Origin of the sequence: Bacteroides mediterraneensis (genome assembly GCF_900128455.1) — a bacterium.
Taxonomy (GTDB): Bacteria; Bacteroidota; Bacteroidia; order Bacteroidales; family Bacteroidaceae; genus Phocaeicola; species Phocaeicola mediterraneensis.
This window is the reverse complement of sequence record NZ_LT635783.1, coordinates 1,945,503-1,964,056: the sequence shown is the minus strand read 5'-3', so window position 1 is coordinate 1,964,056 and position 18,554 is coordinate 1,945,503. Positions and strand designations below refer to the sequence as shown.

General features: G+C 45.4%; 16 protein-coding genes. 4 read left to right on the top strand and 12 right to left on the bottom strand.

Annotated elements, in window-relative coordinates:
- Positions 1 to 7 precede the first annotated feature (7 nt).
- Together BQ7480_RS08080 and BQ7480_RS08075 are read left to right on the top strand one after the other, a co-directional pair.
- Entirely contained in the window at positions 8 to 1,645 is a 1,638-nt protein-coding gene (locus BQ7480_RS08080; protein WP_072542465.1) for a DUF3857 domain-containing protein, read from the top strand.
- Positions 1,646 to 2,068: 423 nt separating this feature from the next.
- Positions 2,069 to 3,622: an ATP-binding protein gene (locus BQ7480_RS08075; protein WP_072542464.1), complete on the top strand. Its 1,554-nt coding sequence runs from the start codon at positions 2,069 to 2,071 to the stop codon at positions 3,620 to 3,622.
- On the opposite strand, the gene BQ7480_RS08070 is transcribed toward BQ7480_RS08075, so the two are convergent.
- The 10 genes from BQ7480_RS08070 to BQ7480_RS08020 form a co-directional block, all read right to left on the bottom strand.
- A complete protein-coding gene (locus BQ7480_RS08070) occupies positions 3,573 to 4,013 on the bottom strand; it encodes a hypothetical protein (RefSeq protein WP_072542463.1) in 441 nt (146 codons plus the stop codon). The genes BQ7480_RS08075 and BQ7480_RS08070 overlap by 50 nt on opposite strands.
- 306 nt (positions 4,014 to 4,319) lie before the next feature.
- The gene (locus tag BQ7480_RS08065) at positions 4,320 to 4,796 is read right to left on the bottom strand and encodes a hypothetical protein (protein WP_072542462.1); all 477 of its coding nucleotides are present in this window, start codon (positions 4,794 to 4,796) and stop codon (positions 4,320 to 4,322) included.
- A 284-nt stretch (positions 4,797 to 5,080) separates the two neighbouring features.
- Positions 5,081 to 5,359: a hypothetical protein gene (locus BQ7480_RS08060; protein ID WP_072542461.1), complete on the bottom strand. Its 279-nt coding sequence runs from the start codon at positions 5,357 to 5,359 to the stop codon at positions 5,081 to 5,083.
- A gap of 361 nt (positions 5,360 to 5,720) precedes the next feature.
- Complete coding sequence (locus BQ7480_RS08050; RefSeq protein WP_072543955.1) at positions 5,721 to 6,518, bottom strand: DUF4377 domain-containing protein; 798 nt, start codon at positions 6,516 to 6,518, stop codon at positions 5,721 to 5,723.
- A gap of 271 nt (positions 6,519 to 6,789) precedes the next feature.
- Entirely contained in the window at positions 6,790 to 8,148 is a 1,359-nt protein-coding gene (locus BQ7480_RS08045; RefSeq protein ID WP_072542459.1) for a retropepsin-like aspartic protease, read from the bottom strand.
- Between the two features lie 80 nt (positions 8,149 to 8,228).
- Positions 8,229 to 8,993, bottom strand: a complete 765-nt coding sequence (locus tag BQ7480_RS08040) for a hypothetical protein (RefSeq protein WP_139255743.1) — start codon at positions 8,991 to 8,993, stop codon at positions 8,229 to 8,231.
- An 8-nt stretch (positions 8,994 to 9,001) separates the two neighbouring features.
- On the bottom strand, positions 9,002 to 9,694 hold the full coding sequence (locus tag BQ7480_RS08035) for a DUF6624 domain-containing protein (RefSeq protein WP_072542457.1): 693 nt from the start codon (positions 9,692 to 9,694) through the stop codon (positions 9,002 to 9,004).
- Positions 9,695 to 9,798: 104 nt separating this feature from the next.
- Entirely contained in the window at positions 9,799 to 11,025 is a 1,227-nt protein-coding gene (locus BQ7480_RS08030; RefSeq protein ID WP_139255742.1) for a hypothetical protein, read from the bottom strand.
- 41 nt (positions 11,026 to 11,066) lie between these two features.
- The gene (locus BQ7480_RS08025; protein WP_072542455.1) at positions 11,067 to 12,164 is read right to left on the bottom strand and encodes a DUF4932 domain-containing protein; all 1,098 of its coding nucleotides are present in this window, start codon (positions 12,162 to 12,164) and stop codon (positions 11,067 to 11,069) included.
- Between the two features lie 52 nt (positions 12,165 to 12,216).
- Complete coding sequence (locus BQ7480_RS08020) at positions 12,217 to 14,298, bottom strand: TonB-dependent receptor (RefSeq protein WP_139255741.1); 2,082 nt, start codon at positions 14,296 to 14,298, stop codon at positions 12,217 to 12,219.
- Between the two features lie 282 nt (positions 14,299 to 14,580).
- Here BQ7480_RS08020 and BQ7480_RS08015 point away from each other — a divergent pair, with 282 nt between their 5' ends.
- Entirely contained in the window at positions 14,581 to 16,134 is a 1,554-nt protein-coding gene (locus BQ7480_RS08015; RefSeq protein ID WP_072542453.1) for an ATP-binding protein, read from the top strand.
- Here BQ7480_RS08015 and BQ7480_RS08010 read toward each other — a convergent pair.
- Positions 16,085 to 16,525, bottom strand: coding sequence for a hypothetical protein (locus BQ7480_RS08010; RefSeq protein WP_072542452.1), 441 nt, complete (start codon positions 16,523 to 16,525; stop codon positions 16,085 to 16,087). The two genes, BQ7480_RS08015 and BQ7480_RS08010, sit on opposite strands and share 50 nt — an antisense overlap.
- 192 nt (positions 16,526 to 16,717) lie before the next feature.
- On the opposite strand from BQ7480_RS08010, the gene BQ7480_RS08005 reads away from it, so the two are divergent.
- The gene (locus BQ7480_RS08005) at positions 16,718 to 16,978 is read left to right on the top strand and encodes a hypothetical protein (RefSeq protein ID WP_072542451.1); all 261 of its coding nucleotides are present in this window, start codon (positions 16,718 to 16,720) and stop codon (positions 16,976 to 16,978) included.
- A gap of 72 nt (positions 16,979 to 17,050) precedes the next feature.
- On the opposite strand, the gene BQ7480_RS08000 is transcribed toward BQ7480_RS08005, so the two are convergent.
- Positions 17,051 to 18,409: a retropepsin-like aspartic protease gene (locus BQ7480_RS08000; protein WP_072542450.1), complete on the bottom strand. Its 1,359-nt coding sequence runs from the start codon at positions 18,407 to 18,409 to the stop codon at positions 17,051 to 17,053.
- Between the last annotated feature and the right edge of the window lie 145 nt (positions 18,410 to 18,554).

The window sequence follows — 18,554 nt, the reverse complement described above, 5'->3', positions numbered from 1 at the left end:
AAAAGCAATGAAAACATTATCGATTTACATAGGAATCATAGGAATGCTTTTGCTGGCTGTCCTGCCGGCCAAAGCCGCATCGGAAGCGGAGTTCCGCAAACTTTCGAAGACCTATACCCTGCGGGCCGACGGCAGCCAGGAGGTACGGGTACAAAAGGAACTGACCCTGTTCACGCATGCCGCCATGAACAGCTTGTATGGAGAAACCTTTATCGTGTACGACCCAGAATTCCAGAAGTTGGAAATCCACGAATCCTACACCCGTCAGAAGGACGGTACCGTCATCCAGACTCCGGCCAACGCCCTGGTAGAGGTACTCCCCTCGGCAGCCGCCAATGCCCCGGCCTACAACCGCCTGAAAGAGATGGTCGTGGTGCACACCGGACTCGAACTGGGGGCCACCATCGTACTGGACTATTCCATCGTGAGCAAGGCTGGTTACCTGCCGGAACTGGATGTATGCTGCCCGGTGAAAGAACTTTCCCCCATCAAGGAATATACCTTCCGTCTGAACGTTCCGGCCGGGAAAGCGGTACACTACGAACTGCTGAACGCTTCCGCCAAACCGGCCATCACCCAAGGAAGCGGCATGAAAACTTTTACCTGGACACTGAAAGATGTGAAATCCCGTCCGTACGCCTATCCCTCTGCCAGAGGAGCCATAGGACAGGTACAGGCAGTGAGCAGCGGCATGATGCCCATCTTCATAGCCTCCACCTGGCCGCGTTACGACGAAGCCCTGAAAAGCCTGAAAGCCCAGTTCCAGCCCGGCAGCCGTTCCGTCATTGAAGCCAAGGTGGCCGAACTGACCCAAGGAATTGAAGGCAATCCGCAGGCCATCCGTAATGCCATTGCCGACTACATGACCGGCCTGTATCAGCTGGGACGTTGCGGGGTATCCCTGCAAGAAGCCGGCTACCGCCTGCGTCCGGCCTCGGAAGTCATCCGCTCAGCCTACGGTACCCAAGCGGAACTGGTGAACCTGGATGTCACCTTGCAGCAGGCTGCCGGACTGGAAGCAGAAGTGGCCGTCTGCGCCCTGCGTCCGTCCACGAAAGACAATCAGGGACTGTCCGGCCTCGTATCGGTAGTAGCCCAAAGCAAGCTGATGCCCGAGAAGGTCGCCCTGACCGGTACGGAAGAAGCCTGCCTGCAACCCTTCCTGACAGTGACCAACCTGGAAGGCAAACCCCTGACGATGGAAGCCTATCTGAGTGCCAAAGATATGCAGCAGACCGACACCCTGAAAGTAGACGAAACCCAATTGCAACAGCCCGCCGAAGGCTGGGGAATCGTTGCCCTGCCCGACCCGACACCCGTACGTACCCTTTATACGTATGCGCCCAACACGACCATTCCTGAAAGCATCCTTCTGCCGAGAACAATGAACTGTACACTGGAAACCTTTGTCTGTCTGCCGGAAGGAATGAAAGTCACCCCGCGCACCGACAAGGAAGTCAGCAACGCCTGCGGAAAAGTTGCCTTCAGCTACCAGCCGACGAAAGACGGCGTGAAAGTGACCCGCAGCCTCCGGATAAGCCGACAGCTGCAGACTCCGTCCAACTACAAGGAGCTGTATGCCCTGCTGGCAGAATGGCGGGATGCCAACAACCACACACTGGTGGTCAAGAAGGTGGCAGAATGACCTGAGAAAGAATCTTCAAAAAAAGGGAGAACCTTCGGTTTTGCGCCGGGTTCTCCCTTTTTTGTGATACCTCATCATTCGTCAGGACGAAGAATGTTCAGCCTAACCAATTGGTAAAAATCAGGATGCAATCAAAGATTCTTTCAATCAGTTTGTCTATCTTCCTTTTGACACCTTTCCAATATATTTTTCCCATAAAGCTGTCCTCCTCTACAACAAGCAACCATCTACTATTCCATCTATTGCAAATATACTATTTTTTTCACTTCAGACTCCCCATACGGCCTTTAAGATATGGCTGATTTGGCGATTGGATACACAATTCTCCTAATTTCCGGCCAGATTTCCCATTTCCTTTTTCCCGTGGGTTTGAATGTTCGTCTAAAATCACTACATTCGCAGTAGAATCAAAATCCAGTGGTTATGAGCAAGCTATATCCGGTAGGAGTGCAGAACTTTGAAGGCCTGATACATGACGGCTATGTGTATGTGGACAAAACCGCACAAATCTATGAATTGTTTAATACAAACAAATATTATTTTCTGAGCCGTCCGCGACGTTTCGGAAAGAGTCTACTGTTGTCGACCCTCGAAGCCTACGCGCAGGGGAAGAAGGAACTTTTCAAGGGACTGGCGCTGGAAAAACTGGAGAAGGACTGGACGGTGTATCCGGTGCTGCACTTGGATTTGAATACGCAGAAATACGATTCGCCGGAATCGCTGACCAATGTGTTGGAGGAGAACGTACGAAACTGGGAAGCGCTATATGGAGCTTCCTCTGCCGAGATTGGGGTGGCCCGGCGTTTCCAAGGCCTCATCCGCCGCGCATGCGAGCAGACAGGCCGCCGGGTGGTGATTCTCATCGATGAATACGACAAGCCCATGCTGCAGGCCATCGGCAACGAAGCTTTGCAGAACGAGTACCGCAGCACCCTGAAAGCGTTCTACGGGGCGTTGAAGTCCATGGACGGCTGCATCCGCTTTGCCCTGCTGACGGGTGTGACCAAGTTCGGAAAGGTCAGCGTGTTCAGCGATTTGAACAACCTGATGGACATTTCCATGGACGATCGCTATGTGGAAATCTGTGGCATCAGCGAGAAGGAAGTGCATGCGTATTTTGAAGAAGATATTCACGCCCTGGCCACGGCTACGGGCCTGACCTATGAAGAGACCTGTGCGGAACTGCAAGCCAATTACGACGGCTATCACTTTACGGAAAATGCCGTGGGCATGTACAATCCGTTCAGTCTGCTGAACACCTTCGCGAAGAAAAAGTTCGGCAGCTACTGGTTTGAGACAGGCACGCCCACCTACCTCGTCGAGCTGCTCAAGCTCCACCATTATCCGATAGAAGACCTGGAACACATCGTCACCAGCCAGCCGGTGCTGGACAGCATCGACACGGCCTCCACCGACCCGATTCCGGTCATCTACCAGAGCGGCTATCTCACCATCAAGGGCTACAACAAGATGTTCGAGAACTACACGCTGGGCTTCCCCAACCGGGAGGTGGAACAGGGCTTCTTCAAGTTCCTGCTGCCTAACTATGCGTCGGTGAGCGTGAGCAAGTCGCCCTACCAGATTCAGTGCTTCGTGGAGGAAGTGATGGCGGGCAAAGTGGACGATTTCTTCGACCGCCTGAAGACGATGTTCGCCGACATCCCTTACGAGCTGGCCCGCGACCGCGAGGTACACTACCAGAACATCCTGTACATCATCTTCAAGCTGATGGGCTTCTACGTGCAGGTGGAATACCACACGAGCCGCGGACGGATTGACCTGGTGCTCCAGACGCAGGACTACGTGTACGTCATGGAATTCAAGCTGAACGGCAGCGCGGACGAGGCGCTGGCCCAGATTCGGGAGAAAGGCTATGCTGCTCCTTTTGCCAAGGACAGCCGCACGGTCTACCGGATTGGCGTCAACTTCAGTGACGAGCTGCGGAACATTCAGGAAGTGAAAGTAGAAGCGCGATGAGTCTTTCCCCATCTTTCGCATACAGATAGACCTTCTTTCCTTTCTGGAGGGTCAGGCATACGTTGTACCACCCATGGCGCACATTGAACCGGGTGGAGTCATAATACACTGCTTGTATGATATCGTGTAAGACCAGCGTCTTCAGAAGGACGTAAGGAGTACGTATCTGCAGTATGTCCTTCCCTACGACGTAATAAGTGCGGCTGTGCATCCAGCTGATGAGAATCCCACTCAACATATAGGATGAATAAGGGTACAGGAAGTCTGCTTCCTCCTTAGGGGATTGGGTGATTAGGTTCAGGAGGCAATAGAATATCAGTCCTCCGAGGACCCACCACAGGATGATGTAGCCTCCATACATCCATCTGTTTTTAAGTCTGAAATTTTCCATCTTGTGTGGAGTGAGAATTATTTATTATATAATGACAAATATAAAAGAAACAGACGGAAAAGTGTGCCAATACCTGTCTATTTATTGTAAAATTAGAGTTTTTTCAGAATGTGGTATAACGCGTGACTATCATACAACAATTTTCGCTATACTTATAAAATAATCCAATCATTATCAACACCTTATCTTTTTCACTTTACGAGAATTACATCATCGAGGTTAGTGATGTACTACTTGCTGATGGGTTTTTCTACATTTGAGGTGACACGAGTTGTCAAATGATTGCATAGATTCAATTCAGGTGAACTATACGCCATCCTGCTCTGATATGATGGAGTTCTCTATAAAGATGTCTTTGACAGCCTGAAGCAGTTTCTCTTTTTCGAATTTCTTCAATTTGCCCGGGTATTTTAAGTTCTTTAAAAAATCTATGAATGAAAGGGCCAAATATTTGAGACATTCTTCTTTCGTAGTCAACTTAAAATAACCTTCGAAATCCACCACAAAATCTGCTGTGAGACATTTATACAACCTTACCTCAGGGGTTACAGAACCTCTATATTTAAAAGTTTTATCCTCATAGTATTTAGGGCGTTGTGCTTGAGAAAATTGAGCGAACACCGGTGACTCACATTTAAGCCTTATACATATTTCTTCCACTAAATCAGAGTTAAATCCAAGTAACCCTTTTGATAGTACGCTCTCAAATGCATAGAGTGCATCTTTATAGAAGCTAAAACTTGAAAGCTCTCTGGAAGTTACTAATGCTAACGATGTTTTCATACTTTATCAATTTGATTCAGAAATAGACAAATATAGCTTTTATAATTGATTTGCAATTATAGTGATGAATTAAATAAGCTACCATCGACCGTTTTTCTCACTTCACGAGAATGACTTCATTAAGGTAGTGGTGTATTGCTTGTCCCACCAATGGTTTTGGAATGAGTATGTGATTTTACATATACATGCTAGCGTGAGGGATATTTGCCCCCTGTATTTTTGAGACAGGGGTATTAGGCTCCCCGATTATGAAATTGGAAAAGTAAAAGCGACCAAAGAAAATCTTAATCGCTTATACCTAAAACATTCTCTGGAATATCATGATTGCCGACAACAAAATAATACTGAACTCCTGTTTCCATGTCTTTAGCATTCATGGTGGCAAGAGAGACTTCCCTTGTCTTCATGTTTTCAATCTGCTCTCGCCCATTCCATCCTAATAGGATCTTTAAAGCAAAAAAAGTATTTTCACTTGTACCTGTCAAATCATATTTATAAAATGAGTTGAAGTTAGAAAGTTGTTTTCTTGCAAGTATTGTTTTTGTACACAGGCTTTTGTCCATGAGTCCTTTCTGTGTTCCTTTCGGTTATTAAAGGGCTTCTCTCCATGGAACGGATAAACCGGAAACGCCTTGAAGGAATGAGGAATTCTTCAATGCGTTTTCTATGTTTCCCGCAAGGAAAACGTATGTTTTCCTGCCGGGAACCGTACGTTTCTGCCTTGGGAAACATACGTCTCCGGAAAGGGAGACGTACACATCAGACGGACGTTCCCGGGAAAACGAAGAAGCGTCTGGCCAATTTCTTACGCAGCTTTGAAAAACCGTTCCTTTTTCATATCTTTCCGAACGAGATTTATCTTAAAATGTAAAAGAAAAAGGGAGAACCATTCGGTATTGCACTGTCAGGTTCTCCCTTAAATATTTATTGTTTCGTTATTGTAAATTCTAATTTCTGAAGTCCGTCCATATACACATTGACAAGAATGAGCGCATAATGGACTTTTTCACCGGATTTCATGGATAGAATGTCATTAAATTCACTTTCCGGTATAGCTTCCTTGAACATAGGATCGTTTCTCACCAGTCGGAGTTCATCCGTAAAAGGTGACAAGACGAATGAATAGATGGCCATATAAGGTACTTTCTGGAATTTAATCCAATTCGGATCATCTTTAGGTAGTACGTCTTCTATCCAGAGCCGGGCCATGTCATAAGGCGGTAAACGGTCTCCGTTATTATATCTTATATTTCCTTCGCTGTCAACCAGCAGCTCTTTTTCCATTGCATACTTATTGAAAGGACATTTATCGTAATATACAATGTCTTCTTCCGTTTTGATTTCTTTATCTTCTTCCGGTTCTTCCGATTCGGTCATCAATCGGTCTTCAAGAACTCTAATAAGTGAATATGTGCGGTCTGAACCATCTGTTGGAGGATTTGCGAGGATGGTCCGTTTTACCGAAAGGTAATATTCATGTCCTCCTTCGTATGTAAATCCTTCAATTCTTCCGAAGGCAAGCGGTTCCCATACACCGGGATTGTCTTCAGACATAACAAGCATACACTCTACTGGAGTATCACTTCCCCATGGTATGTAAGTACCTGTTTCGGCAGAAACGGACATCTTGATTTCATTTACAATGTCACGAGGCTCATCTTTGCTACACCCTACAATGAAAAGAGCTGCAAATAAAAGACAAGAGATTACAATTCTGTTCATACTCATTACTCCTTTCTATATTTTTCTTACTTTGCAAATCATAGTCTCTAAGTATATTAGGAATTTGATTTTGCCTATTTCACAAATATATGAAATAAATTTATAATCAATGAAATATGAAGAATATATTTATAGTAAAACATGTAGTTATATGATTGCGTTCTGCATTACGTATATTCAGGAATATACAGGACTGAGATAGCAAAAAGGGAGAATCTTTCGGCGTATTGCCGGCGGATTCTCCCTTAAATTCTATTGAAACACAATGTGCTTACTGTTTCTCTGCAAATGGGATGGCCTCCATGTACATATCCTTTAAGTTGATAATCACTTTTGAGAACTGTTCCAGGGCGTTCAAACCAAGCACACCGTCTTCTGTACCATTAAAAAAGGCAGTTGTCTTTAGTTGTCCAGTATGCAAATCAATGCCCGTATTCACCTTGATAGAGTCAATCGTCGCGGTGCCGTTTCCTATCTGAATTTTCATTTGCGGTAACTTATAGGTGCGGGTAATTGCCACGCCCCCTATTCCAGCAACGCGCAGTGAATCGAGCACCCCTGCGGCATCCACCTCTTGACGGTGACGGTTATACCAGGTAGGCTCCATATTAGTGTAATAAAAACCTGTGTCAAACTGGAAGCAGACAGGACGATTCGTTTCGTCTGTCGTTTTTAATTGCAACAATTCATTATCTGTACGTATGAGGTTGCTTTTGTCCAAAGGATTTGGGGTCGGTGTGGCTGGAATAATAAGTTCTCGGTGGGCAAAGTCTAACTGAATTTCCTGCATACAAAACATGACAGGGAGTCCGATAACAGGGGGAAGCTGGTATTTTTCATTAAACTTATCGGCTTCTTCATGCCCAGTATGGGTATCAATTACAGCAAAAGGTACATTTACCCAGGTCATTCCGCCGATACGTAATGTATCTGCAATGGCATATCCACCCTCTTTCAAACCTCCAACACCTGCCACGGTAATGTCGGTATCCAAAGGACGCAATCCATATTCCTTTGCCAATTTGGGAGTTATCAGGTTTCCCCCGGCCCCTGTATCGAACAGGAAACGCCCTTCTTTTCCATTGATGCTTCCGTCCATTTCAATGGAGTGTTGCCCACCTTTGTTTGCAAGCACCATCGGAATACGGTATTCACCCGATTTATGAAGCGGCCGATAGAAAGGACCGCAAGCAGCCAACGCACGATACTGCTGTGCCTGAGCTTTATATGGTTCGGTTAGGGTGCTATCAGTTCCCATTGCGGTCAGTTGGTCATAGAGATTCTGAAGAAGATCGGCAGCATCATTGTAATGACCGGTTCTCGCCAGATTGGCACTATACAAGAGAACCATATTCATGGTGTAGTCTCCCAACTCCTGTTGATGATTGCTTAACAAATCATAGAGCACGACGCATGCTGAGTCCGGTCGGTTAAAATAATGATGCGTCATGGCAGTAGCCAACTGGCGTAAAAATGGCGATATGGAATCGGCAGGAGTTGTTTTCAATGTCTGTTCCAGCTCAAACCAATTACTTTCATTGATAAGCTGTCCGACTCGTACATCGACATTCTGTGCTTGTATGCCCAGAGAAATGAGCAAGCAGAAAATAGTACAAATTTTTTTGAACATAATCGAGATATTTTATTTTTATTCGTTTTTTCTGTAGCAATAAGCACATTGCATGCAATCTAACCATAAAGTTACCATTTTCATGCCATTGAACCAAGCATACAGGCAGAAAGATTGATAATAAAATGCAAGGCTACAGAAGTGCCGAAACCATGCTTGATTCTCACATAGCTAAACATCAAGGCACTCGGTATCTTAACACCTTCTTTTAAGACAATCCGAATCCATTCGCCTATATCCATTGCACTGAGGTCATAATTTATAATATGTAGTATGGAAAAGGAAAGTACCAGAATCCATAACCAGATTTTGAAATTGACCTTTGAAACCCATTTATATCCCCAAAGCCACGTGATCAATGCTAAAATTGCACATGAAAAAAGTCTTACCCATGTAACATGGTAAACCTTGGTGGAAAATATGATGGCCGATAAAAAGAACATTATCGCTGCACTTGACAATGTAATGTACAGCCTCTTGCGTTTGAGAGGCAGACGGAAGGCTGTTTCTTCCAGTATAGGCGGCAGTAAAAGGATAACCCATAGTGGCAAGGTCTGTACAGAATTTCCAATACTTGTTTCTACGCTTTCCGAATAAAACACAAGGTCAGCAAAATGATATACAAAAGTAAAAGATATATGGATAATAAAGAACCACAGTACAGTTTTTAAGATACTGACGATTTTGAAATCCGAGACCAGAACATCTCTTGGGGAAATTACAAAACGTACCATGTCACGCAATCTGCCACTCTTTTTATATGACAAATAAAGAATAGCAATGAAGCAGACTGCAATCAGGAAAAGACATAAAATAAATCCGATATAAGATAGTGGCTGGCTCATAAGATTTTCTATTTGCTTGTGTTGTTCTTCAGTAGTCCCATCTTTTTCATTTGATGAACTGTCAGTTCCGGATCGTAAATTACATCACATCCAGCCGTAGCCTTAAGGACTTGGATATAGGTTTCAATATCACCGGCACCAATTTCACTGCGAAGTTCATTCAACCTTTTGGCATCTTCTACGGGCCAGATATAGATAACCTGCCGGCCGTCTACAGTGACGGTATAAGATTGTGTTCCATATTTCTGCGGCTTACCTTCTCTCATTCTGATTCTATCTGCCAAAACTGCATAATCGCCGGCACTTATCAACTCTTTTCGTACAGCTTCTTCCATTATCGGGAGATGTTTTTTCTGGAATTTCAAATCGGCATGATCTACAATCAACCATATAGCTTTATAGGATTGCGATGACAAACCTTCCGGCAATCCTTTCTTCAGTACTGAAGCAACAAGAATCTGATTTTCCTTGTCAATCGCCTGCGTCTGCTCCTGAAGCAGCATAAGAGAATCTATTACAGAGCCCGGAACATCATTAGCTCCGGCACTGTTCAACTTGCTCATCAGAGTCATGGACTCCGTTCTGATTTTCTGGTCACTTTCATAGGCTCCCAACAACAGGGAATCTATTTTCTGAATACTTTGTGCACTTAAAGACATATTCAGTACAAAAAATGAGATACAAAAAATTACGTACTTCATATATAATTTACTGTTGGTTTCAGTAATTCAAAACAATCAGAATAGACAAGCTGTACATTCTTGAAGCACTTGCTTTTTAATGTACTACACTTATTGTAACATTCTTAATGTGAGACAAAAGCTGTGTTATCAGAACTTTTGATAAGAATAGGTTTGCCTTCCTTGAGCTTATAATACCTGATGATATAATCTCTTAGAGGAACAAGTATCATGTTATCACTGTTTCTATATTTAAAGGAATATGGAATCGGAGATTTTATATGAGTAAGTTCTTCTTTTATATATACTCTTGCCACACCATAATCAGAGAATTTCAAAGAGTCAAATTTGTTTTCTTTTGGGTTTATCATCCATTGTGGATAGCCGTGAACATACTTCGTATGTGGAAAAACCACATAGAGGTCTCTTCCGGATGAGTTTTTCATGCCCACCTGCTTATTGTCAGGCCCGGTCAAAACAGACGGAACTTCGATGTGATAATAATCTAAGAGTTCTTTATAATAATTGCTTGATTCGGGTTCTGAATAAACGGTAAGATCTATTGTCAAAGGATTTATTTGGGCTATTTGGTTCAGATAGGATGCAAGTGAACGGGAAAGTTTCTCATTATTATGGGCAAATCCGCATATAATTATGAACTTGTCCTGAGGATTGTTTTGGATGACCTTCAGTATATTTTCAGCCGAAACAGAATCTCTGTTTTTATATTCGTAACCGTCATAAGCATGCAGTTTGAATCCGGTTTGTATGGCATTCCTGACAAGATTTGCCATATTCGGTTCATTTGTATATATCCCCATTTCCCTTTCTGGATAAGCCACCCCTTCATATTCGGCAGATAAGGCTTCCATAAACAGATGCCTGTAGCCATTGCCATATAAATCCTTTAATAAGGAATTGATAAAAGCGCGATGCTGCGGATATAAATGCGCTTCATTGAACATGATTATCTTTTCATCCAAAAAATTCTTCAAGATAAAATCTTTCGCATCTGATGGGGTAATTGCTTCACTCAGTTCTTCGCTTTGCTTCAGCTTTTGTATGGGATTTCTAAAAAGCCAACCCGTTCTGTCTTTCTCTAAGATTCTGCCATTGAAAGTCTGGACTGTCATCAGTGCCTGCCCATAGTAATCGCGGAATTTTTGATTTACATGGGTGCTGTCAATTTGGATTCTATGTTCTGCTTCCCAAAAATCCATATTGTTTTTCCATGCCTCACGCATATAATCAAAGGACCATAACGGGTTATTATAATCAATGTTTATTAATTGCGCAGAAATTGTACTGCAATAAAGTAATACGATTGATAAAAGCGAAAAAAATCTATTCATATAAGTCTCTCCTTAAGCAATTTAAAATAATAGCAGTTTCATTATTTTATCGCCTCAAATCTTTCATTCTCCTTTTGAGCATATTCCTTGAAAAAGTCTGTCACACTCGGATAGAAATTCTCAAAGTTACCATATTTTGCCTGTTCTTTCTCGTATTTTCTCAGCAGGCTCACCAATTCCGGCATCCACCTGAAGTTTCGTTGCATCTGTTCCAACAGTTCATTCCTTATTTCTTCCGGTTTGTATGCCTTATCCAGCATATAACAGATCACAGCCGCGCGGACAAGCGACTCATTGACCATGGTTTTCCAATTATTGTATGCCTGTCTCGACATGCTCCATTGTGCAGACTTGAACAAATCTGTGGCAGCAGGCTCAAGTTCTTTTACGTGTGCAGGATATTTGTCTTCATCCAGATAATGATTGATGAAGGAATGGTTAAATTCATGAATCAGGGTCGGCAGATATTCCTTGCTATACATAGGCGTATCTTCCTTATCCACGTAATAGCCTACCACCGCAAAGACTTCCTTCTTTTTCCCTTTTACCTGCCGGTCTACTCCATAGTTTCCTCCACCGTTGCAAAAACCGATGATCACCGAAAAAACTTCCAGTGGTTCATTGCCATAGAAACGAGGATACCAGTCTATATCAAAATGGCTGATGACATTGTCTTGATAAGACTTGATTCCCTTTTCATAAAGGCTTTTATGGGCTTTGAAAAACGCATTGAATTCTGTATCCTTATAAAAGCTGTTGAGATGAGACAGAAATTCACCTTTATCCACTTCCTTCCATCTTTTGTCCAAGGTGGGGACGTCTTCCTCTATCAATGAAAGAGCACCGTTCCGATTGTCCAGATGGATAGCCATGGACATGACCGCATCGAAAGAGATGCCATATCTTTTTCTGAGTTCTTTCATGTACCGGACTGCCGGATGCGCAGTATTATCCTTAAAATAGCTGTCCATGTCTTTTATATACTGCCCTGCCATATCCATGTGATATTCCTGAAATCCTGCCATACGGGACAAGATACTCATCAGTTCCACGTTTTCATTGACCTGCGGAACGACTGACTGCGCCTTTGCCCAAAGACAGCCCATGAGCAAGGCAAAAAGAATCATACATTTTTTCATATCGTAAACGGTTTTATTATTCATGAAACTTGGGAATAGCATCTGTTCCTGCTTAGAAAGACTTCAACAACGAACTGCTTACCGTTCTGTCCACCTCCTGTCTCACCTTCTTCGTCTGGCGGCCGAAGTCGAGGGTGTAGGCCAGTTTGATGTGACAGTACCGGCTGTTTGTCTTGAAATCTTCGTCCGAACAGTACGCGTAGAGTGCATGCTGGAACGCCTTTCTGAACTTCCGGTCGGTGAAGGGAGATACGAGATTGACCTCCGCAAAGAAATTCCCCTTGCTGTACGTACATTCCAGTCCGTAATTGACGGGAGTCTCTTCTATACCCAACGAAGTAGTATTGACGATTTTATTCCTGAAATTGATATAAGGAGAAAGACTGAAATCCCCCAGATAGACATTGGCATTGAGGTTGCCCGTCAGGTTACGGCTGCCGAATTCGCACACGGAGTGAACGGACGTATAGTTGTACCTTATATCGCCCGACAGGCTGAACGTCCGGTTGAACGTGTGCGAGGCCGCCAGTATCGCCCCATAGTAGTGGATGTTCCCGCGGTTGGTGAACGACTTGACGAGATAGGTATCCTCTGCATAATAGTCGTGGACCACTGGATTATGCTCCAGCTTGTACTGGAGGATGGCCGAAAGCCCCGTTCTCTTTATCTTGCCGGAATAATACAGGTATGAATTGAATGAGCGTCCCACTTTCAAGTAAGGATTTCCCGTCTGCACCAGGTAAGGATTAAGTCCGATGCGGGCTTGGTTAATGAGGTCCATCCCGTAGTTGTAATTGTTATAGGACGAGGACCATAACAGCATCCCACTTTTCAGCTGATACTGGAAGTTGAGAACGACACGCGGCGACAGCTTGCTGAGTTTTTCACTGCCGTGAAGCCGGTATTGGAGCCAGTCCACCCCCACTCTTGACCGTAGCGACAGCTTCGGGGTAAAGGCATAATTGTAGGAAAGGAAAGCCAGCGATTCGTTTTTCCAGAGTGACTGGTCCAGCGGATGACTACCTGCGTATTGCGCCTTCCACACATGATGGAAATCGAACAGCTCGACCGAGAAAGAATGTTTCTCCTTGGAGTAGGTGTAGAGGGCAGACACCTGGAAGCCTCCGGCATTTTCCGACTCATAGGAACCCGATTCAAAGTCCGGCTCCCTGTAAGTCCGGTTATACAGGTTACGGGAATAGGTGCCGTGCAGACCGAAAGTAAAACTTTGCGTTTTGGAAAGAGGAATAGTACCCGTGAGGTCCAGTTTGGGCGACAGGCTCTTCTGGTCGGTAGACGTGGTGAATGTGGACGCCTCGTCACCCGTGCGGACGGTTCCGGCCACTTCGCTGCGGGGAGAAGCATTGTTTATCAGCGACAGTTTCCCCACGATATACCGTCCTGCCTTCTGGCGCTGCAAGCGGAACTGCACATACTCGCTGTGCCTGGAATAGGCTTCATCGGAACCGCTTGTCCGGTCGACCGGCTGGCCGGGCAAGGCATAATGTTCAACCATCCCGGTCCGGTTATTGCCGACATCAAAATAATTGGCTCCGGCAAATACGGAATAAGTCGTATGCTTCCGGTTGAGGGTCGTGGCAAGATTGTAATCGCCATGCGTATATCCAATTGTCTGCAAGCCGTCCAACTGGACGTAACCTCCCGCCTTGTATTCCTTCAGTATGAAATTGACGACAATCTGGTCTTTCGCGTATTTCCCGGTCGGATTGTCATGATATTCAATCTTTGCAATGTCTTTCGGACGGAGCATCCGGACATCCCTCTCATCGGCCGGTTGCCCGTTGATATAGAACGACACGGGCATCCCCATTGCCTCGGCCTTGTTCGACTGCGTATCGACAATCATGCCCGGTATCATCAACCGTTTCAAAACCCCATATCCGCTGTTGGACGATTTTTTCTGCTGGGTGTTGGGATATATCACAAGATGATTATCCACACGAGTGACATTCGATGCCACAATGGTCACTTCATCCAAGGCGACCGTCCGGCTGATGGAATCATTGGAGGAGGTCTGGGCAGTCATGCCAAGCGGAAACAGCAGGAAAAGACTGCTCCCTATTGCCTTCATCGCATATTTACCTATGCTCATGGGTTGTATCTGTTTCTTCATGGCGCATCCCGTGAATAAGAAAATGATTATTCTTTTTCTACAAATGTATAGAATATTCAGAATAAAACCCTCTTTTCCCTTTAAAAATCCTCCCACATCTGACGGTCGCCCTCCTATTTCAAACAAACCGTGTTCCATCCGTTTATCAAAAACGAATCATTGAGAACCGCAAACCTTCGAAAAGGAAGAATTCCCGGCCCGATTTTCCATTTCCCGTTTCCCATTTGTTTGAATGTTCGTCTAAAATGACTACATTCGCAGTAGAATCAAAATCCAGTGGTTATGAGCAAGCTATATCCGGTAGGAGTGCAGAATTTTGAAGGCCTGATACATGACGGCTATGTGTATGTGGACAAAACCGCACAAATCTATGAATTGTTTAATACAAACAAATACTATTTCCTGAGCCGTCCACGACGTTTCGGCAAGAGTCTGCTGTTGTCCACCCTCGAAGCCTACGCGCAGGGGAAGAAGGAACTTTTCAAGGGACTGGCGCTGGAAAAACTGGAGAAGGACTGGACAGTGTATCCGGTGCTGCACCTGGATTTGAATACACAGAAATACGATTCGCCGGAGTCGCTGACCAATGTATTGGAAGAGAACGTACGAAACTGGGAAGCGCTCTATGGAGCTTCCTCTGCCGAGATTGGGGTGGCCCGGCGTTTCCAAGGCCTCATCCGCCGTGCATGCGAGCAGACAGGCCGCCGGGTGGTGATTCTCATCGATGAATACGACAAGCCCATGCTGCAGGCCATCGGCAACGAAGCCTTGCAGAACGAGTACCGCAGCACCCTGAAGGCGTTCTACGGAGCATTGAAGTCCATGGACGGCTGCATCCGCTTCGCCCTGCTGACGGGAGTGACCAAGTTCGGCAAGGTCAGCGTGTTCAGCGATTTGAACAACCTGCGGGATATTTCCATGATTGACCAGTATGCGGAAATCTGCGGCATCAGCGAAAAGGAAGTGCATGCCTACTTTGAGGAGGATATTCACGAGCTGGCCACGGCTACGGGAATGAGTTACGAGCAAGCGTGCACGGAACTGAAAGTCAATTACGACGGCTATCACTTTACGGAAAATGCCGTGGGCATGTACAATCCGTTCAGCCTGCTGAACACCTTTGCCAACCGGCGCTTCGGCAGCTACTGGTTTGAGACAGGCACGCCCACCTACCTCGTCGAGCTGCTCAAGCTCCACCATTATCCGATAGAAGACCTGGAACACATCGTCACCAGCCAGCCGGTGCTGGACAGCATCGACACGGCCTCCACCGACCCGATTCCGGTCATCTACCAGAGCGGATACCTCACCATCAAGGGTTACAACAAGATGTTCGAGAACTACACCCTGGGCTTCCCCAACCGGGAAGTGGAACAGGGCTTCTTCAAGTTCCTGCTGCCCAACTACGCGTCGGTGAGCGTGAGCAAGTCGCCCTACCAGATTCAGTGTTTCGTGGAGGAAGTGATGGCGGGCAAGGTGGACGATTTCTTCGACCGCCTGAAGACGATGTTCGCCGACATCCCCTACGAGCTGGCCCGCGACCGCGAGGTGCACTACCAGAACATCCTGTACATCATCTTCAAGCTGATGGGCTTCTACGTGCAGGTGGAATACCACACGAACCGCGGACGGATTGACCTGGTGCTCCAGACGCAGGACTACGTGTACGTCATGGAATTCAAACTGAACGGCAGCGCGGACGAGGCACTGGCCCAGATTCAGGAAAAAGGTTATGCCGCTCCTTTTGCCAAGGACAGCCGCACAGTCTATCGGGTTGGTGTCAACTTCAGTGACGAGCTGCGGAACATTCAGGAAGTGAAGGTAGAAGCGCGATGAGCTTTTCCCCATCTTTCGCATACAGATAGACCTTCTTTCCTTTCTGGAGGGTCAGGCATACGTTATACCACCCATGGCGCACATTGAACCGGGTGGAGTCATAATGCACTGCCTGTACGATATCGTGTAAGGCCAGCGTCTTCAGAAGAACGTGTGGAGTACGTATTTGCAGTATGTCCTTCCCTACGACGTAATAAGTGCGGCTGTGCATCCAGCTGATGAGAATTCCGCTCAGCATATAGGATGAATAAGGATACAGGAAGTCTGCTTCCTCCTTAGGGGATTGGGTGATTAGGTTCAGGAGGCAATAGAATATCAGTCCTCCGAGGAACCACCACAGGATGATGTAGCCTCCATACATCCATCTGTTTTTAAGTCTGAAATTTTCCATCTTGTGTGGAGTGAGAAATATTATTTGTTGTATAATGACAAATATAAAAAAATAGGCGGAAAAATGCTCCAATGCCTGTCTTTTTATTGTAAAATTAGAGCTTTTTCAGAATGTGGTATAACGCGTGACTATCATACAACAATTTTCCTTATTTTTGTTGTTGAGAAGTAGATTGTTACACTACACACAGATATGACAGAAAAAACACAGAAAGCCTTTTGGGGGGTGGTGATGTGCCTGATAGGCATTCTCCCCATAAAAGGCGTAAGCCAGACACTCGACAGCCTGTCTACCATCGAAATGAAGGAAGTGGTGGTGAAAGCTCGGATGCACCGTACTGATGCTTCCTCTTCCACTTTCACTCCGACAGCCCACCAGAAAACTTCCGCACAAAATGCGATAGACCTTCTGAAGCAGCTCGCCATTCCTCAAATGTCACTCTTTGAAAAGTAAAAGAAAAAGAGAGAACCTTTCGGTATTATGCCGTTGGGTTCCCCCTTAAATTCTATTGAAATACAATACGTTTTACTGTTTCTCTGCAAATGGAACAGCCTCCATATACATATCCTTTAAGTTGAGAATCACCTGAGAGAATTTTTCCAGTGCATTCAAGCCGAGCACCCCATCCTCCGTTCCCTTAGAAACATCAGTGTTTCTCCTCTGCCCTGTATGCAAATCAATGCCCGTATTCACATTGATAGAGTCAATCGTCGCGGTGCCGTTCCCTATCTGGAATTTCATTTGCGGCAACTTGTAGGTGCGGGTAATTGCCACGCCCCCTATTCCTGCAACGCGCAGTGAATCGGGCACCCCTGCGGCATCCACCTCTTGACGGTGACGGTTGTACCAGGTTGGTTCCATATTAGTGTAATAAAAACCTGTGTCAAAATGAAGATACACAGGATGTCCGCTCTCATCGGCTGTTTTCAATTGCAACCCTTCCGTATCTGTACGTATGAGGTTACTTCTGCCCAGCGGATTCGGAGTAGGTATGGCCGGGATAACAAGTTCTCGGCGAGCAAAGTCCAACTGGATTTCCTGCATACAAAGCATGACAGGGAGTCCGATGACAGGAGGAAGCTGGTATTTTTCATTATACTTATCGGCTTCTTCATGCCCGGTATGAGTATCAATTACAGCAAAAGGCACATTCAGCCAAGTCATACCGCCGATACGCAACGTGTCTGCGATGGCATATCCACCCTCTTTCAAACCTCCAACACCTGCCACGGTGATGTCGGTATCCAAAAAACGCAATCCATATTCCTTTGCCAATTTGGGAGTTATCAGGTTTTCTCCGGCTCCTGTATCGAACAGGAAACGCCCTTCTTTTCCATTGATACTCCCATCCATTTCAATGGAGTGTTGCCCACCTTTGCTTTCAATCACCATCGGAATGTGGTATTCACCCGGTTTATGAAGCGGTTGATAAAAAGGACCGCAAGCGGCCAACGCACGATACTGCTGTGCCTGACTCCGGTAGGGAGCAATCTGGATACTGTCCATACCCATGGCAGCCAGTTGGCTATAGAGATTCTGAAGAAGATCGGCAGCATCATTGTAATGACCGGTTCTTACCAGATTGGTACTATACAAGAGAACCATATTCATGGTGTAGTCTCCCAACTCTTGCTGATGATTGCTCAACAAATCATAGAGCACGACGCATGCTGAATCCGGTCGGTTGAAATAATGATGGGTCATGGCCGTAGCCAACTGGCGTAAAAATGGCGATATGGAATCGGCAGGAGTTGTTTTCAATGCCTGTTTCAGTTCAAACCAATTACTTTCATTGACAAGCTGTCCGACTCGTACATCGGCATTCTGCGCTTGTATGCTCAGAGAAACGAGCAAGCAGAAAATAGTACATATTTTTTTGAACATAATCGAGATATTTTATTTTTATTTGTTTTTTCTGTAGCAATAAGCACATTGCATGTCATCTAACGGCTGGTTCATAGGATTGTTCTATTTGCTTGTGTTCATATTCTTCAGTAGTCCCATCTTTTTCATTTGATGAACCGTCAGT